The sequence below is a fragment of the Streptomyces cellostaticus genome, from assembly GCF_001513965.1.
In the GTDB taxonomy this organism is placed as follows: Bacteria; Actinomycetota; Actinomycetes; order Streptomycetales; family Streptomycetaceae; genus Streptomyces; species Streptomyces cellostaticus.
Genome location: NZ_KQ948018.1, coordinates 104,940 through 129,413, shown reverse-complemented (window position 1 = coordinate 129,413; position 24,474 = coordinate 104,940). Strand labels below are relative to the sequence as shown.

The 24,474-nt window shown below is 71.3% G+C and carries 25 protein-coding genes and 1 pseudogene; 8 read left to right on the top strand and 18 right to left on the bottom strand.

Annotated features, from left to right (window positions below; translation table 11 throughout):
- Positions 1 to 5 precede the first annotated feature (5 nt).
- The 3 genes from AQI88_RS10120 to AQI88_RS10110 are packed head-to-tail and all read right to left on the bottom strand — an operon-like array spanning position 6 to position 3,116.
- Positions 6 to 269: a hypothetical protein gene (locus AQI88_RS10120; RefSeq protein WP_066995404.1), complete on the bottom strand. Its 264-nt coding sequence runs from the start codon at positions 267 to 269 to the stop codon at positions 6 to 8.
- Between the two features lie 13 nt (positions 270 to 282).
- Positions 283 to 2,211 (bottom strand): serine/threonine-protein kinase, encoded by a 1,929-nt coding sequence (locus AQI88_RS10115; protein WP_066996081.1) that lies wholly within the window; start codon positions 2,209 to 2,211, stop codon positions 283 to 285.
- A 56-nt stretch (positions 2,212 to 2,267) separates the two neighbouring features.
- Positions 2,268 to 3,116, bottom strand: coding sequence for a menaquinone biosynthetic enzyme MqnA/MqnD family protein (locus tag AQI88_RS10110; RefSeq protein WP_066995401.1), 849 nt, complete (start codon positions 3,114 to 3,116; stop codon positions 2,268 to 2,270).
- A gap of 286 nt (positions 3,117 to 3,402) precedes the next feature.
- On the opposite strand from AQI88_RS10110, the gene AQI88_RS10105 reads away from it, so the two are divergent.
- On the top strand, positions 3,403 to 3,606 hold the full coding sequence (locus tag AQI88_RS10105) for a cold-shock protein (protein ID WP_003992177.1): 204 nt from the start codon (positions 3,403 to 3,405) through the stop codon (positions 3,604 to 3,606).
- Between the two features lie 93 nt (positions 3,607 to 3,699).
- On the opposite strand, the gene AQI88_RS10100 is transcribed toward AQI88_RS10105, so the two are convergent.
- Positions 3,700 to 4,263: a helix-turn-helix domain-containing protein gene (locus AQI88_RS10100; protein WP_066995398.1), complete on the bottom strand. Its 564-nt coding sequence runs from the start codon at positions 4,261 to 4,263 to the stop codon at positions 3,700 to 3,702.
- Positions 4,264 to 4,331: 68 nt separating this feature from the next.
- Between AQI88_RS10100 and AQI88_RS10095 the strand changes: the two genes are divergently transcribed.
- The 4 genes and pseudogenes from AQI88_RS10095 (at position 4,332) to AQI88_RS47025 (ending at position 6,196) form a co-directional block, all read left to right on the top strand.
- Positions 4,332 to 5,018, top strand: coding sequence for an AzlC family ABC transporter permease (locus AQI88_RS10095; RefSeq protein WP_066995396.1), 687 nt, complete (start codon positions 4,332 to 4,334; stop codon positions 5,016 to 5,018).
- The gene (locus AQI88_RS10090) at positions 5,015 to 5,329 is read left to right on the top strand and encodes an AzlD domain-containing protein (protein WP_066995394.1); all 315 of its coding nucleotides are present in this window, start codon (positions 5,015 to 5,017) and stop codon (positions 5,327 to 5,329) included. The genes AQI88_RS10095 and AQI88_RS10090 overlap by 4 nt, the downstream gene beginning before the upstream one ends.
- A 173-nt stretch (positions 5,330 to 5,502) precedes the next feature.
- Positions 5,503 to 5,821: pseudogene (locus AQI88_RS47030) on the top strand (class I SAM-dependent methyltransferase); the annotation flags it as partial.
- Between the two features lie 171 nt (positions 5,822 to 5,992).
- Positions 5,993 to 6,196, top strand: coding sequence for a hypothetical protein (locus tag AQI88_RS47025; protein ID WP_066995389.1), 204 nt, complete (start codon positions 5,993 to 5,995; stop codon positions 6,194 to 6,196).
- Positions 6,197 to 6,314: 118 nt separating this feature from the next.
- Here AQI88_RS47025 and AQI88_RS10075 read toward each other — a convergent pair whose 3' ends face one another.
- The 5 genes from AQI88_RS10075 to AQI88_RS10055 all read right to left on the bottom strand — a co-directional run bounded on the left by AQI88_RS10075 (position 6,315) and on the right by AQI88_RS10055 (position 14,481).
- Entirely contained in the window at positions 6,315 to 9,362 is a 3,048-nt protein-coding gene (locus AQI88_RS10075) for an AfsR/SARP family transcriptional regulator (protein WP_317933601.1), read from the bottom strand.
- A gap of 140 nt (positions 9,363 to 9,502) precedes the next feature.
- Positions 9,503 to 10,297, bottom strand: coding sequence for an AfsR/SARP family transcriptional regulator (locus AQI88_RS10070; protein ID WP_066995387.1), 795 nt, complete (start codon positions 10,295 to 10,297; stop codon positions 9,503 to 9,505).
- 112 nt (positions 10,298 to 10,409) lie between these two features.
- Complete coding sequence (locus tag AQI88_RS10065; protein ID WP_066995386.1) at positions 10,410 to 11,228, bottom strand: ATP-grasp domain-containing protein; 819 nt, start codon at positions 11,226 to 11,228, stop codon at positions 10,410 to 10,412.
- A gap of 195 nt (positions 11,229 to 11,423) precedes the next feature.
- A complete protein-coding gene (locus tag AQI88_RS10060) occupies positions 11,424 to 12,383 on the bottom strand; it encodes a LysR family transcriptional regulator (protein ID WP_066995383.1) in 960 nt (319 codons plus the stop codon).
- A gap of 139 nt (positions 12,384 to 12,522) precedes the next feature.
- A complete protein-coding gene (locus AQI88_RS10055) occupies positions 12,523 to 14,481 on the bottom strand; it encodes an AMP-dependent synthetase/ligase (protein ID WP_079057498.1) in 1,959 nt (652 codons plus the stop codon).
- A gap of 251 nt (positions 14,482 to 14,732) precedes the next feature.
- Here AQI88_RS10055 and AQI88_RS10050 point away from each other — a divergent pair, with 251 nt between their 5' ends.
- Positions 14,733 to 15,599, top strand: a complete 867-nt coding sequence (locus AQI88_RS10050; RefSeq protein WP_066995378.1) for a MaoC family dehydratase — start codon at positions 14,733 to 14,735, stop codon at positions 15,597 to 15,599.
- Positions 15,600 to 15,760: 161 nt separating this feature from the next.
- Here AQI88_RS10050 and AQI88_RS10045 read toward each other — a convergent pair whose 3' ends face one another.
- The 8 genes from AQI88_RS10045 to AQI88_RS10010 form a co-directional block, all read right to left on the bottom strand.
- Positions 15,761 to 16,411 (bottom strand): TetR/AcrR family transcriptional regulator, encoded by a 651-nt coding sequence (locus tag AQI88_RS10045; protein ID WP_066995372.1) that lies wholly within the window; start codon positions 16,409 to 16,411, stop codon positions 15,761 to 15,763.
- Between the two features lie 26 nt (positions 16,412 to 16,437).
- A complete protein-coding gene (locus AQI88_RS10040) occupies positions 16,438 to 16,737 on the bottom strand; it encodes a DUF4229 domain-containing protein (RefSeq protein WP_066995371.1) in 300 nt (99 codons plus the stop codon).
- 75 nt (positions 16,738 to 16,812) lie between these two features.
- Positions 16,813 to 17,337 carry a GNAT family N-acetyltransferase gene (locus AQI88_RS10035; protein ID WP_066995370.1) on the bottom strand — a complete coding sequence of 175 codons (525 nt, stop codon included), beginning with the start codon at positions 17,335 to 17,337 and terminating at the stop codon, positions 16,813 to 16,815.
- 4 nt (positions 17,338 to 17,341) lie between these two features.
- Positions 17,342 to 18,505, bottom strand: a complete 1,164-nt coding sequence (gene mqnE, locus AQI88_RS10030) for an aminofutalosine synthase MqnE (RefSeq protein WP_066995368.1) — start codon at positions 18,503 to 18,505, stop codon at positions 17,342 to 17,344.
- A 38-nt stretch (positions 18,506 to 18,543) separates the two neighbouring features.
- A complete protein-coding gene (locus tag AQI88_RS10025; RefSeq protein ID WP_066995366.1) occupies positions 18,544 to 18,999 on the bottom strand; it encodes an Lrp/AsnC family transcriptional regulator in 456 nt (151 codons plus the stop codon).
- A 70-nt stretch (positions 19,000 to 19,069) separates the two neighbouring features.
- Complete coding sequence (locus AQI88_RS10020; protein WP_066995363.1) at positions 19,070 to 19,744, bottom strand: UbiX family flavin prenyltransferase; 675 nt, start codon at positions 19,742 to 19,744, stop codon at positions 19,070 to 19,072.
- A 158-nt stretch (positions 19,745 to 19,902) separates the two neighbouring features.
- Positions 19,903 to 20,805 carry a menaquinone biosynthesis prenyltransferase MqnP gene (gene mqnP / locus AQI88_RS10015; RefSeq protein ID WP_066995354.1) on the bottom strand — a complete coding sequence of 301 codons (903 nt, stop codon included), beginning with the start codon at positions 20,803 to 20,805 and terminating at the stop codon, positions 19,903 to 19,905.
- Positions 20,802 to 22,253, bottom strand: coding sequence for a menaquinone biosynthesis decarboxylase (locus AQI88_RS10010; protein ID WP_066995351.1), 1,452 nt, complete (start codon positions 22,251 to 22,253; stop codon positions 20,802 to 20,804). Before AQI88_RS10010 ends, mqnP begins: the two co-directional genes overlap by 4 nt.
- 134 nt (positions 22,254 to 22,387) lie before the next feature.
- Between AQI88_RS10010 and AQI88_RS10005 the strand changes: the two genes are divergently transcribed.
- Together AQI88_RS10005 and AQI88_RS10000 are read left to right on the top strand one after the other, a co-directional pair.
- Positions 22,388 to 22,672, top strand: coding sequence for a PLD nuclease N-terminal domain-containing protein (locus AQI88_RS10005; protein WP_066995349.1), 285 nt, complete (start codon positions 22,388 to 22,390; stop codon positions 22,670 to 22,672).
- Positions 22,672 to 23,553 (top strand): LysR family transcriptional regulator, encoded by an 882-nt coding sequence (locus tag AQI88_RS10000; protein WP_066995342.1) that lies wholly within the window; start codon positions 22,672 to 22,674, stop codon positions 23,551 to 23,553. Before AQI88_RS10005 ends, AQI88_RS10000 begins: the two co-directional genes overlap by 1 nt.
- Here AQI88_RS10000 and AQI88_RS09995 read toward each other — a convergent pair.
- Positions 23,450 to 24,397, bottom strand: coding sequence for a DMT family transporter (locus AQI88_RS09995; RefSeq protein WP_066995341.1), 948 nt, complete (start codon positions 24,395 to 24,397; stop codon positions 23,450 to 23,452). The genes AQI88_RS10000 and AQI88_RS09995 overlap by 104 nt on opposite strands.
- Positions 24,398 to 24,474: the final 77 nt, after the last annotated feature.

The window sequence follows — 24,474 nt, the reverse complement described above, 5'->3', positions numbered from 1 at the left end:
CGGTCTCAAACGGCCGGCATCGCGTAGACCTCCTGGCCGCCGGTCACCAGCAGCCGGTTGCCCGACAGGGCGATCTGCCAGTTGTCGGTGGCGTCCGTGTTGTCGACCCAGGTCCAGCGGACCTTGCCGGTCCTGGCCTCCAGGGCGATGCCGCCGCCCAGCGCGCCGGCGGCCGCGTACAGCGTCGTCCCGGCCTTCAGGAACGAGTCCCTCGTCGCACGGTTGCCCTCCTCGCAGAGCCAGATCCGCTTGCCGTCCTTGGCGTTCACGGCCCAGATGCCCCTAGTCCACCTTCGACATCCGCGAGACCGGGTTCCCTTCCGCCGAACTGTCCGATGTGTACGCCAGGTCGTCGCCGGTCGGGGTCAACTCCACCGGGTGTGGTGTGGGGTCGCAGCCGGGGTGGTTGTTCTTGGCGCCCGTCGACGTCGCCACGATGCGCGTCTTGGTCACCTTCTTCAGGGTGAGGATGTCGGTGCAGGTGGCGCCGAGCTGGTCGGTCTGGGTGAGCCGGCCCAGTTCCTCGCCTACGCCCGCCTGGTGGACGGTGAGCCGGAAGGTGCCCATGGGCAGGCTGCCGCCGAGTCCGGTGGCCTGGCCCTCCCAGGTGCCGAGGTAGCGGGCCGGGATAGCGGCCGCCGTGCCGCCGCTCGCACTGGGGGCCGGGGTGTCGCCGGCCGCCGGGTTGCCCGGCTCCTGCGAGTAGGCGTCGCCGGGCGGTGTCGCCTCGGCCGTGTGGGAGGCGGACGGGGCGCTGCCCGCCGTGTCGTCGGCACCACCGGCCCAGGGCCGCAGCAGGGCCCCGAGCCCCACCACCCCACCGGCCAGCGCCCCCGCCACGGCCAGCGCCACGGTGCAACTCACTCGCCGCCCACGCCCGTTCTCCCCCGGCGCGGAGGTCGCGGCCACGCTGACACTGACCTTGCCGGGAGCCGGCGCAGCATCCCGCGGTCCGGGCACGACAGCCGCCTCCACCGCCGGAGCCCCGGACGGCACGGCCGGAGTCCCGGACGGCACGGCCGGAGTCCCGGACGGCACGGCCGGAGTCCCGGACGGCACGGCCGGAGTCCCGGACGGCACGGCCGGAGTCCCGGACGGCACGGCCGGAGTCCCGGACGGCACGGCCGGAGAAACCCCCGCCGGAAAGCCCAGCCCGCCAGGCGGAGTCATGACCGGAGCCGGTCCGAACTCTCCCGGAACAGCCCCGAACTCTCCCGAAACCGCCCCGGACTCCCCCGCGACCGCTGCGGCCTCCCGCGCATCCCCGCCCACCGCAGGGCTGCTGAACTCCACCAGTCCGGAGGGTGCCGTCTCCGTCGTCTCCAGGTTGAGCAGGTGTACGGCGCCGCGGCTGACCTGCTCCACCAGCGCGCCCGGCAGCCAGCCGCCGGCGACCAGACGGGCGGCGCCCTCGGGGGCGAGCCGGCGGGCCAGTTCGGCGGGGGCCGGGCGGGCGGCCGGGTCCTTGGCCAGGCAGGCGGCCGCCGCCTGGCGCAACTCACCCGTGAGGTGCCCCAGTTCGGGCTCCTCGTGGACGACCTTGTAGAGCAGCGCGGCCGAGGAGTCGCTGGGGAAGGGGGGCTCACCGGTCGCCGCGTAGGCCAGCACCGCGCCGAGGGAGAAGACGTCGGCCGCGCCGGTGACGCCCTTGCCGAGGATCTGCTCGGGGGACATGTAGCCGGGCGAGCCGACGGAGACGCCGGTCGAGGTCAGGGATGCCGTGCCGTCCGTGGCGCGGGCGATGCCGAAGTCGATGAGGAGCGGGCCGTCCAGCGTCAGCAGGATGTTGGAGGGCTTCACGTCCCGGTGGACCAGGCCCAGCTCGTGCACCGCCGCCAGCGCCTCGGCGAGGCCCGCGCCCAGCGCCCGTACGGTGTGCGGGGGCAGCGGGCCGCCGTCCCCGACGGCCGCGGTGAGGGAGGGTCCGGCCGCATAGGCCGTGGCGACCCAGGGCACGGCGGCCTCCGGGTCCGCGTCGAGGACGGGCGCGGTCCAGGCGCCGCCGACCCGGCGGGCGGCCTCGACCTCCCGCCGGAAACGGGCCCGGAACTCCTCGTCCAGCGCGAAGTGCGGGTGCACGATCTTCACCGCGACCGTACGGCCGCCCGCGCTGCGCCCCAGGTAGACCCGGCCCATGCCGCCGGAGCCGAGCCGGCCGAGCAGCCGGTAGGGCCCGACGGCGGCCGGTTCATCGGCTCCGAGCGGCTGCATGGCGTCCACCCCTCCCCCGGTCCCCCGGTACGCCTCACTGCCCGGAAGCGTAGTGACTAGGGCTGGAGCAGATCCACCTTCACATCCGCCGGGAACCCGGTGGTCGGGCCGACCCGGCGCGCGAACTCGGCGACCGCCGCCAGCTGCGGCCCGGCGAAGCGGAAGTCGAGCGTCGTGAAGTACTGCTCCAGAACCTGCTGGTCGAAGGCCTCCCAACGGGACGCCTGCTCGGCAACCTTGGCGACCTCCTCCAGGGAGAGGTCTCGGGAGGAGAGGAAGGCCTCGTGGACCTGCCGGGTGAGCAGCGGCTCGCGCTCCAGGTAGTCCCGCCGGGCCGCCCACACCGCGAAGACGAACGGCAGGCCCGTCCACTCCTTCCACATCGCGCCCAGGTCGTGCACGTCCAGGCCGAGCTTGGGCCCGTAGTGCAGGTTGGCCCGCAGCGCCGCGTCGCCGATGAGGACGGCGGCCTCCGCCTCCTGCATCATCAGGCCGAGGTCGGGCGGGCAGGTGTAGTAGTCGGGCTGCACGCCGTACCGCTCGGCCAGCAGCAGCTGGGCGAGGCGGACCGAGGTGCGCGAGGTCGAGCCGAGGGCGACCCGGGCGCCGTCCAGCCGGTCGAGCGGGACCTGAGAGACGATCACGCAGGACATCACCGGGCCGTCGCAGCCGACGGCGATGTCCGGGAAGGCGACCAGGTCGTCGGCGTGCTTCAGGAACTCGACCAGGGTGATGGGCGCGATGTCGAGTTCACCCTGCACCAGCAACTCGTTGAGCTTGTCCGGGGTGTCCTTGGTCAGCTCGAAGTCGAGGAGCGTGCCGGTTCTCGCGAGCCCCCAGTAGAGGGGCAGGCAGTTCAGGAACTGGATGTGACCGACGCGCGGCCGGGTGCGGGAATTGTCCACATCGCGAGACTAGACCCCTTGTTGTACGGTGCTGGGACCGACCCCACGTCAAGCCGCCTCTCCGAAGATTCAAACATTCGGGTGACGTGATCTTGACCTCTATTGCTTTCGGCTGCCCTCGTGCTAGGCTCGCCGCAAGTTGCAGTTTGGTTTCCCTTGCAGTACAGAGCCTGCGGAGCATGTAACCGCGGGCTCTCGTCGTTTTCAGACGAATGCAGTTGTGCAGCACCGTTTCGCACGTGCAGGTTCTGGAGCAGGGCAACCCTTTTGAGCCCAAGGAGGGCTTATGGCTACCGGAACCGTTAAGTGGTTCAACGCCGAAAAGGGCTTTGGCTTCATCGCCCAGGAGGGCGGCGGCCCCGACGTCTTCGTTCACTACTCCGCGATCAACGCCTCCGGCTTCCGCTCCCTTGAGGAGAACCAGCAGGTGAGCTTCGACGTGACGCAGGGCCCGAAGGGTCCGCAGGCGGAGAACGTCACCCCCGTCTGAATCTCTGCCTGATCGCAGAACCTGAGTGCAGTACCCAAGGAGCCCCACGCCATCCGGCGACGGGGCTCCTGCCTTTTTCCGTTCATTCCCCGTTCACATGTGCTGCATGATCAGCACGAACTTCGTTCCGGCGGCGAGCGCCTCGTACGCGTGCGGCACGTCCCCGCGATACGACAGGTAATCCCCGGGTCCCAGCTCGACCGCTTCCCCGCGCGGCCCCGCCTTCACCCTCCCCTCGGCAACCACGATGTGCTCCGTGGTCCCGGGAATGTGCGGTTCGGAATCCCGGACGGACCCGGGTTCCAGCCAGACGTAATAGATGTCCCTCCGTGCGCCCGGCGGGCTCGCAGACAGCAGCGAGGCCAGATAGCTGGACTGCTCGGAGTGCACCGTGGGCCCCTCGCCGGCCCGGATCACCTGGACGGCGGACGTGGGCGGCTCCACGAGCGCACTGAAGGGCACCCCGAGGGCCACCGCCAGCGCCCAGATCGTCTCCATGCTCGGATTCCCGCTCGCCGCTTCCAGCTGGGACAGCGTGGACTTCGCGATCCCGGCGCGCTTGGCCAGCTCGGACAGGGACAGCCCGGTGCGGGTGCGCTCGCGCTTCAGGGACGCGGCGATCCACTCCAGCGGGAGCCGGGCGGGGGTCTCGGTCATGCCGTTCGCTCCATCGGTACGATCGTTCGCCTTGACGGACAGAATGCCTGCTGTCCATTATAAAAAACATGCGTTCGCTTCTCCGAACACCCGATACCCGCTCACTCGTCCGCGACAGCTCTCTGGTCTGGCTGGCCAGCGGGATCGTCGGCGTCTCCTTCGGCGCGGTCTCCGTCGCCGGCGGGCTGCCGGTGTGGGTGCCGGTGGTGATGTCGCTGGTGGTGTACGCCGGATCGGCCCAGTTCAGCGCGGTCGGCGTGCTGCTCGCCGGGGGTGGGCCGCTCGCCGCCGCGGCCACCGGGCTGCTCCTCAACACCCGGACGGCGGCCTTCGGCCTGGCGGTGGCGGACCTCCTCGATACCGGTCGAGCGACCCGTTTCCTGGGCGCGCATCTCGTCACCGACGAAACGGTCGCCTTCGCCCTCGCCCAGAGCGACCCGGTACGGCGCCGCAGGGCGTTCTGGATCTCCGGGATCGGCCTGTTCGCCGTGTGGAACACCGGCGTCCTGGCCGGAGCGCTCGCCGGGAGCGCCCTGGGCGACACCGCCCGCTACGGCCTCGACGCGGCCTTCCCCGCCGTCCTCGTGGCCCTGGTGCTCCCCGCCGTCCGCGCGGACGCGACGCTGCTCCGGTGCGCGCTGCTCGGCGGCGCCCTGGCCCTGGCCGCGACACCCGCGGTACCGGCCGGGGTACCGGTGCTGCTCGCGCTGGCCGGGCTGGTCCTGCACCGCCGCCCGCAGGGGGCCGCCGTATGAACGCCACGGTCGCGGTGATCCTGGCCCTGGCGGTCGGCACGTACGCCTTCCGGCTGGTGGGCCCGCTGCTGCACGGCCGGGTGACGGTCCCGGCCCGGGTGCAGGAGCTGGCGTCGGCGGGGGCGGTCGTCCTGCTCGTCGCCCTGCTGGCCACGGGCGCGCTGACCGAGGGCGGGGGCTTCGCGGGGTGGGCCCGCCCGGCCGGGGTGCTGGTGGGCGGTGTCCTGGCGTGGCGGCGGGCGCCGTTCGCGGTGGTGGTGCTGGGCGCTGCCGCGACGACGGCGGTGCTGCGGCTGGCCGGAGTGGCGTAACCAGGGGGCTCCGCCCCCTGGACCCCCGGCCTATGCCCACCCATCACCCGCCCCTGTCAGCCGGAAAGCGGCCGCCACGGCTGTCAGTACCCCCGGCTACGGTCGCTGCCCCAGGACCTGGCCCTGCTCGCCGCGTACGCCGAACCGGTCGGCGTACGCGGGACGGTGGCCGACCTCGGCTGCGCTTCGAGCACGGCTCCATGCTGGACCTCCCCCTCGCCGACGGCGAGCTGGCCGGCGTCGTCTCCTGGTACTCCGCCAGCCACACCCCGGTGGACCGGCTGCCCGCGCTCTTCGCCGAGTTCCACCGGGTCCTGGCCCCCGGCAGCCATCTCCTGCTCGACTTCCAAGGCCGGGGACCGGCGCCGCCCCGAGCACATGGCCGAGCTGCTCACGGACGCCGGGTTCACGCTCGGCTCCCGCACGGTGCGCGGACCCGACGGCCACCTCGGCGAATCGGTCCCCCAGGCCTTCCTGTTCGCCCTGAAGCCCGCCCGGCCCCAGGAGCCGCAACAGCGGTTGAAAGCAGGAGTACCGGGGGACCGCCCCGGTCCGGTAACCGGTGGGGACGGCATGGGGACCGCTTCCCCGGAGCATCGGTTGCGGCGTCGGGGAGGGGCCCGGCGACCGGAGCACGATCCGTCTCTTCCTGGGGGTTCACACATGCGCACCATCGCACTGCGTACGAAGACGGTTCTGGCCGCGCTCACCGGCGCCGGTGTCCTGGCACTCGGCACGGCGGCGGCCGTTCCGGCTAGCGGAGTGCAGGATGCCCTGGTGCGCGTCACCTCCGACGTGTCGGGCCACCAGGTGCACTCCGGGGCGGTCCTGGCGGACGAGCGCGGCCCCCGCGAAGTCCGCGGCTGACCGCGCCGCATCTCGCACACCGCGACATCGACGGCACCGGTCAAGGGCTTGCGCCCTACCGGTGCCGTTCTTCATGACCGTCGGCTCCTGCAAGTACCGCCGCCCGCAGAGCCTGTGCCTACAGACACCGCCCCGCCTCCGTCACCTCCATCGCGTCGTACAGCGCTTCCGCTGCCTGTCGGTGCTGACGCGCCGTCGGTTCGTCACCCAGTACCTGCGCCGCCGCCGCCATGCCGTGCAGGGCGCGGGCGGTTTCGAAGCGGTACCCGAGGCGGGAGGCCAACTCATGGGCATGGCGGTGTAGTTCCATGGCCCGGTCGGGTGCACCGCGATGCAGGTGGACAAGGCCGACCACGTTCACCACGGACGCCTGGCGCAGGGCCGTGCCCTCGGTGGAGACCAGGTCCAGGGCGCGCTCGGCGTGTTCGACGGCCGAGCGCACTTCGCCGAGGCGCTGGCAGACCCGCGCCCAGTGGGCGAGGGCGAAGGCCACGTTCGCGGGTTTCCGGGACTCGTCGCACAGTTCGAGGGCCTGGGCGAGACAGGCGCGCGCCCGCTCGTCCTCGCCGGTGCCGAGGTGGGCCAGCGCAAGCCAGGTCAGCGAAGAGATCTCGTTGCTGCGCTCGCCCAGGCGCCGGTTCAGCTCGGTAGCCCTGGCCGCATACCGGGCAGCCTCGGCGTAATGGCCCGCCCATGTCTCCACGGTGCTGAGGTTGGTCAGCGCCTGCGCCTCCGCCCGAGGCGTGCCCAGCTCCCGGTGCAGAGCTATCCCTTGGTCCAGGTATCTGCGGGCCTCCTCGAAGTTGCCGAGCGCCCCGTGCAGCAGGCCGAGCACGTCGGTGCACATCGCCTCGCCCCGTCGATCGTTGGCGGAAGCCAGCTCCAGGGCCTCCTGGGCAGTCGCGATCCCGTCCTGGAAGTCGCCGAGCCACCAGTGGGCCACGGCGAGGTTGCCCAGGCTGACGCCCAGCAGCGTCTGGTCGCCAATCTGCCGACAGGCGTCGACGCCGATGCGGCCGACCACCCGGAACTCCTCGTAGTGGCCTCGCAGGTCCAGGTAGAACAGCATGTCGCGGGCAAGCAGCGCGGCGGAGCGGTGCAGGCCCTGGGCGCCCGCCTGCGCGACGACCCCGAGCAACGCCTCGTGTTCCCGGTCGAACCAGCGCAGCGCCTGATCGTCCCCGTCCAGCCGGGGCAGTTCGGACGCAACCCACTCGGACGGATCACCGAAGCGCTCGCGACCAGGGAAGAGCACGTCGCAGGCATGGTCAGCGGCCAGTGTGTAATACGAGACCAGCCGCCCGACCGCCCCCTCCTCGTCGTCCTCGGCCTCCCGCACGCTCATCGCGTAGGTGCGCACCAGGTCATGGATCCCGTACAGCCCCGCCTCATGCATTTCCAGCAGATGCGCGTCGAGCAGTTGTTCCAGGAGATCCTCGGCGTCATGGACATCGGTGCCGAGCAGCGCCGCAGCCGAATGGGCATCGATCGCACTCCCCGGATGCAGACCAAGCAGCCGGAACGCCGCGCGCTGGTCCTCCTCCATCGCCTGGTACGACAGCCGGAGCGTGGCCTCGACGCTGCGTTCCCCGGCGCTCAGTTCCCGTAGCCGCCGGGTCTCGTCGGCGAGCCGGTCGACCAGGTACTGCACGGTCCAGCGGGGCCGGTTGCGCAGCCGCGCGGTGGTGATGCGCAGGGCGAGCGGCAGGCCGCAGCACAGCCGGGCCAGGTGGTCGACGGCCTGGGGTTCGGCCGCGGTGCGGTCGACGCCGAGCATCCGGGTGAGCAGCGTGGTGCTGTCGTCGGCGGAGAGCAGGCCGAGGGAGAGCCACTCGGCGCAGTCGAGTTCGAGCATGCGGACCCGGCCGGTGAGGATCGCCAGGCAGTCCTCGGAGGCGGGCAGCAGCGGCCGTACCTGGGCGACGTCGGCGGCGTTGTCGAGGAGCAGCAGGAGCTTCCGCTGAGCCGAAACGGTTCGCCAGAGGGTGGTGCGTCGTTCCAGGTCGTCCGGTATCCGGTCGTCCGGGACGCCGAGGGTGCGCAGCAGGGAGTGCAGCACGACACTCGGCTCCTGCGCCTTCTCGCCGGGGCTGAATCCGCGCAGGTCGACGAAGAGCTGGCCGTCGGGGTAGTCGGGCGCGAGCAGATGGGCGGCGTGCACGGCGAGGGCGGTCTTGCCGCTGCCGCCCATGCCGTCCACGCCGACGATCCGGGTGCTGCCGCCGGCCGGGTCCCGGCCCACCTCCAGCAGCCGGGCCAGCTCCGCGTCCCGGCCGGTGAAGTCCGGCAGGTCGTAGGGCAGGGTGCAGGGTGCCGGGTCGGTCTCGGACGGCCGGTCGAGGGGCGCCGGTACGAGGAGGGCGGCGCGGTCGGCCACGGACTGCGGCACGCGCGGGGCCACCTCGGGGCTGTCGCGCAGGATGGCCTCGTACAGCCGGGTCAGCTCGGCGCCCGGGTCGATGCCCAGCTCCTCCACGAGCAGTTCGCGCACCCGGCCGAACTCCTCCAGCGCCTCCGCCTGCCGGCCCGCCCGGTACAGGGCGAGCATCAGGCGTCCGCGCAGGGTCTCCCGCAGCGGGTGCGCCGTGATCAACTCGCGTAGAGGACCGATGAGTTCGCCGGACTGGCCGAGTTCGAGCTGGAGCTCGAAGTACTGCTCGGCGACCGCCATGTGCCGTTCCTCTAGGGCCGCGGAGGCCGCGGAGATCACCGCGCCGCCGGTGCCGGCCATGACCGGGCCCCGCCACAGGTCCAGACAGGCCCGCAGATGCCCGACCGCCTCGGCCGTCTGCCCGGCGGCCACCGCCTGCCGGGCCTCCTGCGAGCGCCGGGTGAACTCGTGGAGGTCCAGCTGGTCGTCCACCGGCACGGCCCGGTATCCGGCGCCGTCGGTGACGATCAGCGAGGAGCCGCCCGGGATGCGGGTGCGCAGCGCGGCGACGGCCTTGCGGATCTGGTGGCCGGCGGTCTGCGGTGGCTCGTCGTCCCAGGCGGCGGCCACCAGCCGGGTCATCGGGACCATGCGTCCCGGCTCCAGTAACAGCGTGACCAGCACGCGTTCCTGGGTCGGGCTGCCGAGTCTCAGCCGTCGCTCGCCATGCCAGCCTTCCAGCGAGCCGAGGATGTTGAACCGTACGACAGGCAGACCGGATGCCGCCGACTCCACAAACCCGTCCCCCCGCCCCGTTGCCCAGCCCAGCCCGAAGATATTCGGGCCAATCCTAGGTTGTACCCGAACGAGCCACACGGGAAGGCGACTTCACGTTACCCGTGGTGCGTGTCGTCCGCGCACACAGCTAACCATGGTTACGCGAGCTGTAGCAGCGTAGATCGCACATCACCTGCCAGGGCCGGGTCGTGGCACAGGATGGCGTTTTCCACTTGGCGCAGCGCCGGAGATGGCTGGATACCGAGCTCGTCGTCGAGATGGCGGCGCATCCGGCGGAAGACGTCGAGGGCGTCGGCCTGCCGTCCCGAGCAGTACAGGGCGACCATCAGCTGCTCGCAGAACCGCTCCCGCAGGGGGTGGTTGGTGTGTGCCTCGGCCAGTTCCGCGAGGACGGCGGCGTGCCGGCCGAGCCGCAGTTCGGCGTCGAAGCGCAGCTCCATGGCCCGCATCCGGTACTCCTCGTAGCGGGCGCCCGCCAGCTGGCACAGGGTGCCCGCCGCGAACCCGCCGAAGACCGGACCGCGCCACAGCGCCAGGGCCTCGCCGAGCAGCCGCGCGGTGCGGGCCGCGTCCCCGGGGGAGGCCGCCTCGGCCTGCCGTACGGTCCGGACGAACTCCTCGGCGTCCAGCTCGCCCTCCGCCACGGTCAGCCGGTAGCCGGAGGGGTGCATGGTCACCCTGGAGTCCGCGCGGCCCGGCTCCAGGCCGCGCAGTTTGCGGCGCAGCCGGCTGACGTGTGCCTGCAGGGCGTTGGCCTGGTTGTCGGGGACGGCGTCGCCCCACATCTCCTCGACCAGGCTCTCTCCGGAGACCGGCTGGCCCTCGCTGATCAGCAGGGCCTGCACCAGGGTGCGCTGCAGGTCACCGGAGATCTCCGCAGGACCGGACACGGTACGGATCTGCAGTGCCCCGAGGATCGAGAACTTCAGCATCCTGACTCCGCCTCCCGTTGATGTCGCTGGCGTCGTCGTCCTTCTCCCGGCGACGTATCAACAGTGCGGTCGTCCCGTACCGAATCGTTCCCGATCCGTTCCCGGCCGGCGGTCAGCGGTCGTCGCCGACGACCAGCGTGCGCAGGGAGGCCACCCGCCGGGCCGCCACCTCGGGCGAGTCGGCGTGTACGACGAAGTGCCCGGGGCGCGGTGCCTCGGGCGGCGCGACGAACCGGACGTGCGGCAGGACGCCCACCTCGGCGGTCTCCAGCAGCCAGGGCGGGGCCAGCACGGCCGCGGCGGCGAACCGATTCGGCCGGGCCGCGTGGACCAGCCGTCCGGCCAGTACCTCGATGGCTCCGGCCGCCAGGTCGAACCCGCCGGCCGCCTTGAGCAGTTCCGGCACCGGGTCGTCCCCGAGACCCGCCCGGCAGCCGGTGATCACCGGCCCGCCCGGGGTGAGGGTGACCTCCGCGTGGGCCGGCCCGTACTGGTATCCGGCCAGGTCCAGCAGCGCGGTCACCACCGCGCGCACCTCGGCGGCGGTGTCGTCCGTGAGCGGGGCGGGGTGGAGCAGGCCGTAGGGCATCCGGGCGGTGATGCCGACGGCCTGGTGCATGCCGTGCACGCTCAGCGTCTCCACGGTCAGCCGCAGATCGCCGGGCGCCGCCTCGGTGCCGCCCGGGGACAGGCGGTTGTCACGGACCAGGCGCTGTACGGCCGCCGGATCGGACAGCACCCTGAGGGCGCGGGCGGGGTTGACGCACAGCCCGGCCTCGGCGGCCTGGGCGAGCGGTACGCGCAGCGCCGACTCGTCCGTCACGTCGACCCGGACGGAGCGCACTTGGACACCCGCGAGCGCGGCCTCGCGGACGAGGCGCGGGTCCGGGTTCAGCAGGAAGATCCGGCGGACGTCGTTGTCTTCTTTCATGCCTCTGCTCGGGGGACGGAGTCGGCGAGGGTGGAAAGGCAGGCTACGAGTGGGCGTTACCGATCCGATCCCGGCCGGTTCCCGAGGGCGTTGACCCAAGACGTTCACTTCTTCCGCGTGCGTGACAAACCATGGACACGAGTGGATCGTCACCCACGTACGCTACCCGCTCTCCGTCACTTGCCGCGGGCGGATTCACAGCAAAGACAGAACAGCCGGTTTGCCCTGCTGTCCGGCTGCTTCGCCGGACAGGGGCGGTTTGCTGCCGGGCCGGCCGCAACGTTCGACAACGGTGTCCGCGAAGGCCCGGGCCGGCGGGCTGAGCGCGTCCCAGCGGCGCACCGCCCAGCCGACCGGCAGCGGCCGCAGACCCGGCAGCGGTACGAGCCTGAGCGCGCCCTCGCCGGGTACGGGCAGCCCCGGTACGGCGGGGACGACGGCCCGTCCCGCCCCCAGCTCGGCCAGCAGCAGGGCGGTGTCCCAGTCGGCGACGCTGGTGTCGTAGGCGAACCGGACGCCCGAGTCGGCGCAGGCGGCGTCCAGATGGGCCGCGGAGGCGGAGTTCGGCGGCAGCCGGATGAGCCGTACGTCGGCCAGGTCGGCCGCATCCAGGCGGGGGCGGGCGGCCAGCGGGTCGTCGGCGTGGACGGCGAGCACCCAGGGCAGCTCGACCACGGCCCGCTGCTCGATGCCGCGCACCTGAGGGCCGAGCGTGATCCATGCGAGGTCCAGGGTGCCGTCGGTGAGCGCGTCGAAGCTGCCGCGTCCCGAACTGACGGTCCTGAATTCGAGGTTGACCTGGGGGTGGCGGCGCCGGAAGGTGACGACGGCGTCGGACATGAAGTGCCGGACGGTGGTGGCGCCGGTGGCGACGCGGACGTACCCGCTGTGGCCGTCGCGGAGGTCGCGGAGCTGCCGTACGGCCAGGTCCAGGCCGGAGATTCCCTCGGCGGCCGCCGCCTCCAGTATGCGGCCGGCCCGGGTGGGGACCACCCCGCGGGGCAGCCGCTCGAGCAGGGCCACGCCGGTCTCCCGCTCCAGCCGTTTGACGTGCTGGCTGACCGCGGACTGGGTGCAGCCCACCTCCCGTGCGACGGAACTGAGGCTGCCCGCCCGGCACACGGCGACGAACACGCGGAGGTCATCGAGAGTCACAACCTCCAAGCTAACACTTGGGTTTGCTGAGGAAACCCAAGGATTGACTAGCCGTAAAGGCCGTATGAGGATCGGTACCGGGACACGGCCGACCCAGGCGGCAACCCGCTCCGCGCGCGAGGAGCGGGTGCCGACCGTCTCAGCTGTCGTAGAGGCTCTCCACCTCGCGTGCGAAGTCCCGCATGATCTGCTCGCGCCGCAGCTTCATCGAGGGCGTCAGATGGCCCGCCTCCTCGGTGAAGTCGACGGGCAGGACGGCGAAGCGGCGGATGGACTCGGGCCGGGACACCAGCTTGTTGGCCTCGTCCAGCGCCCGTTGCAGCACGGCCTCCAACTCCGGGTCGCCGACGAGGAGTTCCGGCGGCACCGGATGCTTGCCGTTCATCTGGCGCCAGTGGGTGATGCCGTCGGGGTCGAGGGTGATGAGGGCGGCGACGTACGGCCGCCCGTCGCCGACGAGCATGCACTGGGAGATCAGCGGATGCTGGCGCAGCCAGTTCTCCAGCGGGGCCGGCGCCACCGACTTGCCGCCCGCGGTGATCAGCAGCTCCTTCTTGCGGCCGGTGATGGTCAGATAGCCCTCGTCGTCCAGCTCGCCGAGGTCGCCGGTGGGCAGCCAGCCGTCCCGGGTCGCGGGGACGACTCCGCCCGCCTGCGGGTCCCAGTAGCCGCGCAGGACGTGGTCGCCCGCGATCAGGATCTCCCCGTCGGCGGCGATCCGCACCCGGGTGCCGGGCATCGGCCAGCCGACCGTGCCGAGGCGGGGCTTGAGCGGCGGGGTCACGGTCGAGGCGGCGGTGGTCTCGGTCAGGCCGTACCCCTCGAAGATCTCGATGCCCGCACCGGCATAGAACGCGGCCAGGCGCCGGCCGAGCGGTGAGCCGCCGCAGATGGCGTGCTTGACCTTGCCGCCCATGGCGGTGCGGATGCGCCGGTAGACGAGCGGGTCGTAGAAGGAACGGGCCGTCTTCAGGGCCCGGCCGGGGCCGCCGCCGGTGCCGGTCTGCCGGGCCTCCAGCGCCTCCCCGTACCGTACGGCCACCGTGGTCGCCCGGTCGAAGACGGACACCCGGCCGCCCGCCTCCGCTTTCGCGCGCGCGGAGTTGAAGACTTTCTCCAGCATGTACGGGATGGTCAGCAGACAGGTCGGCTTGAAGGCGGCCAGGTCGGGCAGCAGGTCCTCCGCCTTCAGGCTGGGCGCGTGCCCGAGCCGCACCCGGGCCCGCACACAGGCGATCGCCACCATCCGCCCGAAGACGTGGGACATCGGCAGGAAGAGCAGCACCGACACCTCTTCGCCCGACTTCGCCTTGAAGATCGGGTAGAGGAGTTCGATGGCGTTGTCGACCTCGGCGAAGAAGTTGCCGTGCGAGAGGGCGCAGCCCTTGGGGCGGCCGGTCGTGCCGGACGTGTAGATGAGGGTGGCGAGGGTGTCGGGCCCCAGCATGCCCCGGCGCACGCCCACTTCCCCGTCGGGCACCTGGGCGCCCAGCTCCCCCAACCGCTCCACATGCCCCTTCTCCATCACCCACAGGTGCCTGAGGTCCGGCATGCGCTCCAGCTCGGGGCCGATCGCGGCGGCCTGGCCGGCGGTCTCCGTGACCAGGGCCACCGCGCCGGAGTCGTGCAGGATCCAGCGGGTCTGGAAGACCGAGGAGGTGGGGTAGACGGGGACCGTGACCAGGCCGGCCGCCCAGGCGGCGAAGTCGAGGAGCGTCCACTCGTACGTCGTCCGGGCCATCACGGCGATCCGGTCACCCGGCACCAGGCCCTCCGCGATCAGCCCCTTCGCGACCGCGAGCACCTGCTCGGCGAAGTCCGCCGCCGTCACGTCCGTCCAGCGGCCGTCGGCGAGTCTGCGGCTGAGCACGACGGCACCCGGGGCCGTCTCGGCGTTGTCGAACGGCAGGTCCGCGAGCGAGCCGTGCCGCACGGGCGGCGCGAACGGCGGGACGTACGCCTCCCGTACGGCGCCGTCCAGCCGCCGGATCTCGGGCTCCACGAGGACCGGGACGCCGTCGTAGTCGGTGGGGTGGACTACATGAGCAGTGGACACGGGCGGCTCCTGGGGCGTGCAGCGGCGAACTGCTTGCTGCATGACGTACGTACCTCGTGGGCCGAGGTGTTCACCGGCGGTGGGCCATGGAAAGGGGTTACCGGCGGTTAGGCAGGTGATCGTACGGGGCCGCTGTGGGGAGCTTGTGCGGGTTCGGGGGTGGTCCGGGGCCAGGGGTGTGCAGCCTCGGAAATTTCGTGACATCCGTTCAACTTCGGCGGCCGGGTGGGCACATGGCATTACCCCCGGTAACCTTACTCCAGAGTAAGGACTTAGGACCGTGGGAGTTGGACATGACCGCCGTCACCCTGGCCTGCGCCCCCGCGCTGGCCCCGCTGCTGGCCCGCGGTGCCCTGCGTTCCCCCTTCAAGCGCCCGTCCCCGCAGGCGGACTTCCCGCGCACCCGCCTGGTACTGCCCGGCCTGCGCGTGGACCTGGACCGGCTGGCCGCCTACGAGCGGGTGTGCGGCTTCGCCACCGGCACGGCCGCGGGCGAGGACGCGCTGCCCGTCACCTACCCGCACGTCCTCGGCTTTCCGCTGGCCATGCGTCTGATGAGCGGCCGGGACTTCCCGCTGCCGCTGCTCGGCCTGGTCCACACCTCGATCGAGATCGTCCGCCGCTCCGGTCTGCCGGCCACCGGCGAGTACGAACTGGCCGTGCACATCGAGGGGCTGGCCCCGCACCGGCGCGGCACCGAAGCCACCGTGGTCACGGAGCTGCGGGCGGGCGGGGACGCCGTATGGGAGTCGCGGAGCACCTATCTCGCCCGGCACCGGACCGAGGGGCCCCGTGAGCCCCGCGCAGCAGAGCCGGCCCCGCTGCCTCCCGTGGCCGAGTGGCGGATCGCCCAGGACGTCGGCCGCCGGTACGGCGCCGCCTCCGGCGACCGCAACCCCATCCACCTGCACCCCCTCACCGCCCGCCTGTTCGGCTTCCCGCGCGCCATCGCGCACGGCATGTGGACCGTGGCCCGCTGCCTGGCCGCCCACGGCACGAGCGGCTCCGCCGTGGTGCGGGCCGAGTTCCGGGCGCCGGTGCTGTTGCCGGGGACGGTGAGGTACGGCGCGGATGGCACCGGCCGTTTCGAGCTGCGGGGGAACGGGGGGCGGCTGCACGTGTCCGGAGAGGTCCAGCGGCTGCCGGGCCAGGCGCCGTAGGGGTGCCTCGCCGTCGCCGGGTGCGGGTACGTGGGAGTTGTTCGCGCAGTTCCCCCCGCCCACTTGGGTAGGCAAGCTGCAGCTTGGTCAAGGGGTGCGGGGAACTGCGCGACCAGCCACGAACTACCCGCACCGGGCGACGGCGAGGCACCCGAACGGCGCTAGGCCTCCCCCGCCGACGGAGTCCAGTGCCGGCCCTCCATCAGATTGCCCAACCCCGCCCACGCGAAGTTCATCAGTGTGGCCGCCGCCTGCCGTGCCGTGACTCCAGGTGTCGCGTTGGCCCAAGCGGCCAGCGACTCCGCAGCGCCGACCAGCGCCACCGCAAGCCCGGCGACCTCGCGCTCGGGAAGGTCGGGATCACGGTGCGCCTCACGGGCCGTGACCGCGATCAGCTGGGTGACGAACGCGACGATCTCCTCGCGCATCGCCGTGACCTCGGCGGCGAAGGTCTCGCCGTGGGTGCGGGCCTGGAGGTGCAGCACGGACCAGCCGTCGGGGTGCTCGGCGGTGTGCGCGAAGAAGGCCTGGAGCCCGTCCCACAGCTGGCGGTCGGCCGGCAGACCGGGGCGGACTCCGGCGCGGACGGCCTCGGTGAGGGCGGTGGCCTCACGGCGGATGCAGGCCGTGAAGAGGTCTTCCTTCGAGTTGAGGTACAGGTAGACCAACGGTTTGGAGACGCCCGCGAGTTCCGCTATCTCGTCCATCGAGGCAGCCATGTAGCCGCGCCGGCCGAAGATCTGTACGGCAGCGTCGAGCATCTGCTGCTCACGGACCGCCCTCGGCATCCGTTTGGTCTTCACGGCACCCATGGGGCAAAGCCTAGTTGGGCCCTGGGTCAGGAAGGCTGCCCCTGCGCCCGGGCGGTGTCGTCGACCGCGTCCTCGTGGCTGCGGTTGGCCTCCAGGTTGGCCTTCATCCGGTCGACCTTGCCGACGATCTGCACGGAGGCCCGGTCCCGCTCCTTGCGCAGCACCACCCAGCTGATCGGCGCCGAGAGCACCAGCGAGAGCAGGAGCACCCACAGGAAGTTGGAGTCGCCGAAGCCGCGCGGGAAGATGCCGGAGTAGACGGCTCCCCAGACGACGACGAGGCAGCCGGCGAAGATGCCGAGGCGCATCAGCGTGTAGCGAAGCATCTCAATCCAGTCTTCCGATTCCAAAAGGGGGCACCGTCCAGTGAAGCACGGTGCGGCCCCGATCTTGTACGGGGGTCAGGCCAGGGGGAGCAGCATGAAGATCTCGTCCCGGTCGTCGCCGGACGCGACCCGGATCGCCTCGGGTATCCGCCCGACCTCCTTGTACCCGCAGGAGCCGTAGAACCGTTCCAGGCCGAGGCCGCCCCGGCAGGTGAGCCGTACGGCCTCGATTCCTTCGAGGGCGCGGGCGGCGTCCGCGGCCGCCTCCAGCAGGTCGCGCCCGTACCCCTTGCCCTGGTGCCGGGGATGCACCATCACCGTGTACAGCCACACCCAGTGCCTCATCAGCGGGTGCGTGTTGTACGTGAGGAACGCGGTTGCCGCGACCGCTCCCGTACCGTCCCGGCCGACGAGCAGCCGGGTGCGGCCCTCGGCCATCGCGACGAGGTGCTTCACCAGCTCGGGGCGTATCTCGTCCGCGGTCACCGGCGGCACGAAGCCGACCGAGCCGCCCGCGTTCGACACGTCCGCCCACAGCGTGAGCACGTCGTCCCTGAGGGCAGGCGAAACCGCCGGGTCCAGCTCGAACGACAACGTCACCGGCTCACACCCGCATCGGCTGCGGCGACTCCCGGCGCAGCGGGTCCGGGCCGTCGTACTCGCGGATGATCTCGTAGCGGGTGTTGCGCTCCACCGGACGGAAGCCGGCGTCGCGGATCAGGTCCAGCAGGTCCTCACGGGTCAGCTTGTTCGGGGTGCCGTAGTTGTCCGCGTCGTGCGTGATCTTGTACTCGACGACCGAGCCGTCCATGTCGTCGGCGCCGTGCTGGAGGGCGAGCTGGGCGGTCTGCACGCCGTGCATCACCCAGAAGACCTTCACGTGCGGGACGTTGTCGAAGAGGAGACGGGAGACGGCGAAGGTCTTCAGCGCCTCGGCGCCGGTCGCCATCTGGGTGCGCGCCTGAAGGCGGTTACGCACCTTGCCGTCCTGCATGTCCACGAAGTCGTGCTGGTAGCGCAGCGGGATGAAGACCTGGAAGCCGTTCGTCTCGTCCTGGAGCTCGCGCAGGCGCAGCACGTGGTCGACCCGGTGTCGGGGCTCCTCGATGTGGCCGTACAGCATGGTGCACGGGGTCTTCAGACCCTTCTCGTGCGCCAGGCGGTGGATGCGGGACCAGTCCTCCCAGTGGGTCCGGTGATCCACGATGTGCTGGCGGACCTCCCAGTCGAAGATCTCCGCACCGCCGCCGGTCAGCGACTCCAGGCCCGCGTCGATCAGCTCGTCGAGGATCTCGGAGGCCGACAGACCGCTGATCGTCTCGAAGTGGTGGATCTCCGTGGCCGTGAAGGCCTTCAAGGAGACGTTCGGGAGGGCGGCCTTCAGCTCGCGCAGGGAGCGCGGGTAGTAGCGCCACGGCAGGTTCGGGTGCAGGCCGTTGACGATGTGCAGCTCGGTGAGGTTCTCCGACTCCATCGCCTTGGCGAGCTTGACGGCCTCCTCGATGCGCATCGTGTACGCGTCCTTCTCGCCCGGCTTGCGCTGGAACGAGCAGTAGGCGCAGGAGGCCGTGCACACGTTGGTCATGTTGAGGTGCCGGTTGACGTTGAAGTGCACGACGTCACCGTTCTTGCGCATCCGCACCTCGTGCGCGAGGCCGCCCAGCCAGGCCAGGTCGTCCGACTCGTACAGCGCGATGCCGTCCTCGCGAGTCAGCCGCTCACCGGAGCGGACCTTCTCCTCCAGCTCGCGCTTGAGCCCGACGTCCATGCCAACACCTTTCTACGACAGCCTGACCAACGGTATCCCTACACCTCTTCGGGCAGTTCCCCGACCCGGTTCTCCCACTTCGTGGACAGCACGATCGTGGTACGGGTCCGGGACACGCCCTTGGTCCCGCTGAGCCGCCGGATGATCCTCTCCAGCCCGTCCACGTCCGCCGCCCGCACCTTGAGCATGTAGGAGTCGTCGCCGGCGATGAACCAGCAGTCCTCGATCTCGGGGAGCTCCTTCAGCCGCTGGGCCACGTCCTCGTGGTCGGCGGCGTCGGACAGCGAGATACCGATCAGCGCGGTCACGCCGAGGCCGAGGGAGGCCGCGTTCACGGTGGCGCGGTAGCCGGTGATGACACCGGCCGCCTCCAGCCGGTTGATGCGGTCGGTGACACTGGGTCCCGACAGGCCGACGAGGCGCCCCAGCTCCGCGTAGGAGGCCCGGCCGTTCTCCCTCAGGGCCTGGATGAGCTGCCTGTCCACCGCGTCCATGCGATCGAAGCCTTCCCCTGGAAAGTTCTGAAAGTTCCTGAAGTGATGAGAGGTACTGCGACGTGCTCGACTACCGGGCCGCTGAGCCGCCGCCCAGTTCGCCCTTCCAGCGCCGGTACAGCCCGTGCCCGACGCCCGCCGCGTCCAGCACCCGCCCGGCGACGAAGTCCACCAGATCCTGAATGTGGGTCGCGCCCGCGTAGAAGGCGGGCGAGGCCGGCACCACGCTCGCCCCCGCGTCGTCCAGCGCGACGAGGTGCCGCAGGGTCTGCCCGTTCAAGGGGGTCTCCCGTACGGCCACGACCAGCGGCCGGCGCTCCTTCAGTGTGACGCTCGCCGCACGCTGGAGCAGATCCTTGGACAGGCCGAGGGCGACACCCGCGACACAGGCCGTGGAGGCCGGGACGATGAGCATCCCCTTCGCCGGGTACGACCCCGAGGACGGCCCCGCGGCGAGATCCCCCGCGCTCCAGTACCGCACTCCGCTGACGTCCGCGTCGAAGGTCCCGGGCTTTCCGTCGGCGCCCCGGGCGAGCCATTCCCGCAGGTCCTCCTGCCAGTGCGCGTCCCGGAACGAGATCCCCGTCTCGTCCAGCAGCGTCAGCCGCGAGGCCCGGCTGACCACCAGGTCGACCGCCTCCCCCGCGTCCACCAGCGCCCGCAGCACGGCAGCCGCATACGGCGTCCCGGAAGCTCCGGACACCCCCACGATCCAAGGCGCGCGCTGCGTTTCTCCTGCGTTCACACCTTGAGCGTACCGGCGGGTCGGGGCGTGCTCAGGCCGGGTGGGTGCCAAGGGGTGGCCAGGCGGCCGGACCACGACCGCCTGACCGGAACCCCCGCGAGAGCGGGGAGCACGTGACCGTGAACGGATTCATGGGGAATCGCCCTCACCCGAACGGACTAAAGCGTGAGACCCCGCACCAGGAGGTCGATGAGCGCGCACACGAAGAGACTGATGCCGATGAAGCCGTTCGTGCTGAAGAACGCCCTGTTCAAGCGGGACAGGTCATGCGGTCGCACGATCCGGTGCTCATAGACGAACGCGCCCGCGACGATCACCAGACCCAGCCAGAAGAACGCGCCGGCATGGGTGGCCAGGGCGTACCAGACGAACAGGGCCGTCGTGAGGGCGTGGCACACGCGGGCGCCCCAGATCGCCGCCGGGATGCCGAAGCGCGCCGGGACCGACATGACGCCGATCTCGCGGTCGGTCTCGACGTCCTGGCAGGCGTAGATCAGGTCGAAGCCGCCGATCCAGATGCCGACGGCGAGGCCCAGGATCACCGCGTCCCAGGACCACGAGCCCGAGATGGCCAGCCAGCCGCCGACCGGGCCCATCGCCTGGGCCAGGCCCAGGATGGCCTGGGGGAAGTTCGTGAACCGCTTGCCGTACGGGTAGACCACCATCGGGATCACGGCGATGGGGGCCAGGGCCAGGCAGAGGGGGTTCAGCAGGGCCGCCGCGCCCAGGAAGATCACCAGGGCGATCAGGGCGCCCGTCCAGGCGTGCTTCACCGACATCGCGCCGGTCACCAGTTCGCGGTGGGCCGTGCGCGGGTTACGGGCGTCGATCTCGCGGTCGATGATCCGGTTGACCGCCATGGCGAACGTCCGCAGGCCCACCATGCAGACGGTGACCAGGAGCAGCCGGCTCCAGTGGATGTTCTTGTCCCCCTGGTACATCGCGGTCAGGGCGGCGATGTAGGCGAAGGGGAGCGCGAAGACCGAGTGCTCGATCATCACCAGGCGCAAAAACGCCTTGGTGCGTCCTGGCTGCGGGAGTGCCGCGGAGGCGCTGCTCACAGGCCGTACTCCTTCCAGCGGCGGTCCACCAGGACCGCCGTATCCGGGTCCGACTCGACCATGTCCGGCCACCCGCCGTCGCGGGCGTAGCCCTCCTCCGGCCACTTCTTCGTGGCGTCGATGCCCGCCTTGCCGCCCCAGAACTGCTGGTAGGAGGCGTGGTCCAGGTGGTCGACGGGGCCTTCCACGACGGTCAGGTCGCGGGCGTAGTCCGTGTTGCCGAGGGCCCGCCAGGCGACCTCGTGCAGGTCGTGGACATCGCAGTCGGAGTCGACCACCACGATCAGCTTGGTGAGGGACATCATGTGGGCCCCCCAGATCGCGTGCATGACCTTCTGCGCGTGCTTCGGGTACTTCTTGTCGATCGAGACGATCGCGCAGTTGTGGAAGCCGCCGGCCTCGGGGAGGTGGTAGTCCACGATGTCCGGGACGATGATCTTCAGCAGGGGGAGGAAGAAGCGTTCCGTGGCCCGGCCGAGCGGGCCGTCCTCGGTGGGCGGCCTGCCGACCACGATCGACTGGAGCAGCGGGCGCTTCCGCATGGTCACGCAGTCGATCTTCAGGGCCGGGAACGGCTCCTGCGGGGTGTAGAAGCCGGTGTGGTCGCCGAAGGGGCCCTCCGGGAGCATCTCGCCCGGCTCCAGCCAGCCCTCCAGGACGACCTCGGCGTTCGCGGGGACCTGGAGCGGGACCGTCTTGCAGTCGACCATCTCGATGCGCTTGCCCGCGATGAAACCGGCGAAGAGGTACTCGTCGATGTCCCCGGGGAGGGGCGCGGTGGAGGCGTAGGTCACGGCGGGCGGGCAGCCGAAGGCGATGGCGACCGGGAGGCGTTCGCCGCGCCGGGCCGCCACCTGGTAGTGGTTCCGGCTGTCCTTGTGGATCTGCCAGTGCATGCCGATGGTGCGCCTGTCGTGCCGCTGCAGGCGGTACAGGCCGAGGTTGCGGATGCCGGTCTCGGGGTCCTTGGTGTGGGTGAGCCCCAGGTTGAAGAAGGAGCCGCCGTCCTTGGGCCAGGTGAACAGGGCGGGGAGCTGGTCGAGGTCGACGTCGTCGCCGGTGAGGACGACCTCCTGCGCGGGGGCCTCCTTCACCTTCTTCGGCGGCACGTGGGTCATCGCGCCGAGCTTCCCGAACGCCTCGCGCACGCCCACGAAGCCGTGCGGCAGCTCGGGCCGCAGCAGCCCGCCGATCTTCTCGGAGATCTCGCCGTACGACTTCAGGCCCAGCGACTTCAGCAGCCGCCGGTCGGTCCCGAAGACGTTCATGGCGAGGGGCATCGCGGAGCCCTTCACGTTCTCGAAGAGCAGTGCCGGGCCGCCGGACTTCTGGACCCGGTCGACGATCTCCCCGACCTCCAGATAGGGGTCCACCTCGGCCTTGATGCGCTTGAGGTCTCCCTCGCGCTCCAGTGCCCGCAGCAGGGAGCGAAGATCGTCGTAAGCCATGTGTCCCAGTATCGGCCACGGGTGCCTCCGGCCCGGGCACCGGGGGCCGCGCCCCGCGCCCCCAGGGAACTGTCCACCCACTAGTCTGGCTCGGTCGCCGGAGTCGTCTCACTCTCGTCGGGAGATCGCACGCCATGCTCAGGTACCTGCCGTTCCTGCTGGTCCTGGCGTTGTGGATCTATGCCTTCGTGGACTGTCTGAACACCCCCGAGGAAGAGGTGCGCCACCTGCCGAAGGTGGTGTGGGTGGTCATCATCCTGCTCTTCGGCGAGGTGCTGGTCGGCCCGGTCGCCTGGCTGGTCACCGGCAAGGTGCGCGGCGCTGCGGTGGGCCGGGAGGCACAGGCCCGGTGGGTCGCGCCCGACGACAACCCCGAGTTCCTGAAGTCCCTCGAGAAGGACGACCCGCGGGGCGAGTGATGGAACTCCGGCTGCTCGTCACCTTCGAGAAGGTCGCCACCGTCCTGAGCTTCACCCAGGCGGCGGCCGAACTGTCGTACGCACAGTCCAGCGTGACGAGCCAGATCCGCACCCTGGAGTCCACCCTGGGCGCCGAGCTGTTCGACCGGCTCGGCAGCCGCATCCGGCTCACCGAGGCGGGCGAGCGGCTGCTGCCCTACGCCCGGCAGATCATCGAGCTGACCGAGGAGGCCCGGGCGGCGGTCACCGGCCCCGAGGAGCCCTCCGGCACGCTCACCGTCGGCACGATGGAGTCCCTGACCTCCTACCGGCTGCCCCCGCTGCTGGAGTACTTCCACCACCGCCACCCGAAGGTACGGCTCGCCCTGCGCACCACCATCGGCGACGAGACCCGGCAGGCGCTGCGGCAGGGGACGTACGACGTCGGTTTCCTGATGGAGGAGGAGACCGGGCACCCGGGCCTGGAGAGCACGGTGCTCGCGGTGGAGCCGCTGGCGCTGGTCGCGGCGCCCGGACACGCGCTGGCCGGACGGCCGGTCGCGACGGCCGACCTGACGGGGCAGTCCCTGCTGGCCACCGAGCCGGGCTGCGCCTACCGGGATCTGTTCGAGCGGGAGCTGACGGCGCTGGAGCCGGTGGAGTTCATGGAGTTCGGCACGATCGAGGCGACCAAGCGCGCGGCGGCGGCCGGCCTCGGGATCGCACTGCTGCCCGAGGTGACGGTCGCCGCCGAACTCATGGCGGGCTCCCTGGTACGACTCGCCTGGGAGCCTCCGTTCACGCTTCGCACGCAGCTGGCGTGGCGGGCCGGGAAGCGGCTTCCTGCCCATGCCCGGCTGTTCGTGGAGCAGGCGCGGCGGCTCGTGGCCGAGCAAGCGTGACCTTCAGGCTCGCCGTCACGATCAGCGGGACGCCCAGCGCCTGGACGAGCCCGATGTGGTGGCCGTACACCGCCCAGTCCATGACCATGGCGACGGCCGGGTAGACGAAGGCGAGGACGGCGATCTTCGAGGTGGGCAGCTGGGCGTAGGCGGCGTACATGAGGACGTACATCACGCCGGTGTGCAGCAGGCCGAGGCCGGCCAGCCAGCCCCAGTCCCAGCCGGTGCCCCGCATGGCGCCGAAGTCGGCGAAGGGCAGCAGCAGCGGGATGCCGACCAGCACCTGGACGAGCGCGATCAGGTGCGGGCGCACGCCGGTGATCCGCTTGGTGACCAGCGTGGACAGGCCGTAGAGGAGCGCGGCGAGCAGGGCCTGGCCGATGCCGGTGAGGTAGGCGCCGCCGCCGGTGAAGTCGGCGGGGGTCACGCCGGAGACGAGGATCAGGCCCGCGAAGGCGAGAGCGATCCAGCCGACCCGGGCCGCAGTGAGCCGTTCGCGGAACAGCAGGGCGCCGAGGAGGACCACGTAGAAGGGCTGCGTGTGGTAGACCACCGTGGCGACCGAGATGGACGTGTTCTCGTACGACTGGAACAGCAGCACCCAGTTGAAGACGATGAACACCCCGCCCAGCACGGCCAGCCCGAGGGTGCGGCGGGTGAAGCCGTGGTTGCGGAACCAGCCTCGGGCAGCGACGTAGCCGCCGAGAGCGAGGGCGCCGAACAGGACGCGGAAGAAGACGACGTCGAAGGGCGGGGCGCCGGACTCCACGACGAAGACGCCGAGGGTGCCGGACAGCATCATCGCGGTGGTCAGCTGGGCCGTGCCCTTGTTCTGTGGGGTCATGCCGTCGAAGCTACGGACGGTCGTCGGTGCCGGTCCACGAGCCGGTGGGGCGTCCTGCCGATGGGCCCATCGGCGGC

Coding starts and splice junctions, on each gene's coding strand:
- AQI88_RS10040 (WP_066995371.1), bottom strand. CDS start 16,737: ATGCTTCGCTACACGCTGATGCGCCTCGGCATCTTCGCCGGCTGCCTC.
- AQI88_RS10010 (WP_066995351.1), bottom strand. CDS start 22,253: ATGGCTTACGACGATCTTCGCTCCCTGCTGCGGGCACTGGAGCGCGAG.
- AQI88_RS10065 (WP_066995386.1), bottom strand. CDS start 11,228: ATGAAAGAAGACAACGACGTCCGCCGGATCTTCCTGCTGAACCCGGAC.
- AQI88_RS10115 (WP_066996081.1), bottom strand. CDS start 2,211: ATGCAGCCGCTCGGAGCCGATGAACCGGCCGCCGTCGGGCCCTACCGG.
- AQI88_RS10050 (WP_066995378.1), top strand. CDS start 14,733: ATGACCGCCGTCACCCTGGCCTGCGCCCCCGCGCTGGCCCCGCTGCTG.
- AQI88_RS10095 (WP_066995396.1), top strand. CDS start 4,332: ATGCGTTCGCTTCTCCGAACACCCGATACCCGCTCACTCGTCCGCGAC.
- AQI88_RS09995 (WP_066995341.1), bottom strand. CDS start 24,397: ATGACCCCACAGAACAAGGGCACGGCCCAGCTGACCACCGCGATGATG.
- AQI88_RS10090 (WP_066995394.1), top strand. CDS start 5,015: ATGAACGCCACGGTCGCGGTGATCCTGGCCCTGGCGGTCGGCACGTAC.
- AQI88_RS10105 (WP_003992177.1), top strand. CDS start 3,403: ATGGCTACCGGAACCGTTAAGTGGTTCAACGCCGAAAAGGGCTTTGGC.
- AQI88_RS10070 (WP_066995387.1), bottom strand. CDS start 10,297: ATGCTGAAGTTCTCGATCCTCGGGGCACTGCAGATCCGTACCGTGTCC.
- AQI88_RS10045 (WP_066995372.1), bottom strand. CDS start 16,411: ATGGGTGCCGTGAAGACCAAACGGATGCCGAGGGCGGTCCGTGAGCAG.
- AQI88_RS10005 (WP_066995349.1), top strand. CDS start 22,388: ATGCTCAGGTACCTGCCGTTCCTGCTGGTCCTGGCGTTGTGGATCTAT.
- AQI88_RS10025 (WP_066995366.1), bottom strand. CDS start 18,999: ATGGACGCGGTGGACAGGCAGCTCATCCAGGCCCTGAGGGAGAACGGC.
- AQI88_RS10055 (WP_079057498.1), bottom strand. CDS start 14,481: ATGCAGCAAGCAGTTCGCCGCTGCACGCCCCAGGAGCCGCCCGTGTCC.
- AQI88_RS10000 (WP_066995342.1), top strand. CDS start 22,672: ATGGAACTCCGGCTGCTCGTCACCTTCGAGAAGGTCGCCACCGTCCTG.
- AQI88_RS10100 (WP_066995398.1), bottom strand. CDS start 4,263: ATGACCGAGACCCCCGCCCGGCTCCCGCTGGAGTGGATCGCCGCGTCC.
- mqnE (WP_066995368.1), bottom strand. CDS start 18,505: ATGGACGTCGGGCTCAAGCGCGAGCTGGAGGAGAAGGTCCGCTCCGGT.
- AQI88_RS47025 (WP_066995389.1), top strand. CDS start 5,993: ATGCGCACCATCGCACTGCGTACGAAGACGGTTCTGGCCGCGCTCACC.